The sequence below is a fragment of the Actinomyces sp. HMSC075C01 genome, assembly GCF_001812965.1.
Lineage (GTDB): Bacteria > Actinomycetota > Actinomycetes > Actinomycetales > Actinomycetaceae > Actinomyces > Actinomyces acetigenes.
Window position 1 is genome coordinate 808 of sequence record NZ_KV810975.1, and the last position, 838, is coordinate 1,645.

Consider the following 838-nt stretch of genomic DNA (forward strand, 5'->3'; position numbering starts at 1 on the left):
CACACCACCACCAGGCCAGCCACACCCCGCCGGCGCCCAAGACGAGCCCCGGGTTGGGAACCGGGCCGGCCCCTACGCGATAACAGCACCAGCGCACCCGGCCGCTCCGGCTCTATCGCCAATAGGGGCCGCTCCACCCGCTCTCCGGTGCCGCAGGGGCTGCACGGGCTTCCGAGGCCCGGGTGGGAGTGACGGACACGCGCAGCAAGGTCTCGTTCCAACACGGGTGATCGGACACTTAACTGTTTCGTCCCTCTTTCTGAAGTCGGCTGCTTGTTGTGCTTGCCGGGGACGTCGAGCTCTCGCTGGCCGCTGTGAGTGTGTTCGGCCAGACGCGGATCCAGTGCGAATAGCGGGCTGCTCGCATGTCCTTGACTGACCGCCAATGCCTCCTGCTCCGCGGGCTCGTCGACGCCATCGAGGTTCAGACCGGTCTGACGGTCGTATGCGGCGGGGCACTGCATTGGCGGGGTTGAGCGATCCAGGCAGGTTGCAGACTGCCGAGCGCCCCTGAGCGTGGGGGCTGGCACAGCAGATCGTAGGGACGCACTCATCACGGAAGCCTCCTCGCCACCGAAACAACTCCATACCCCGCCCGGCCAGGCAACACTGCCCATCCAAGCGGTGTATTGACACTACCCGCACCAACGCCCCCACACCAGCCCCCGACACCACCCTGTGGAAAACCCCGGACCAGGACGACCGGCTGAATCATCCCGCCAAGCCCGCCGCTCAGTCGGAAGCGTGCTCAGCACAGGCCACCAAGGAATGAACCTGCGCAGCCCCGGAAAGTCGAGGAGGTCCTCTGGGGTGCGTGGTGTTTCTCGGACTGGGGGAG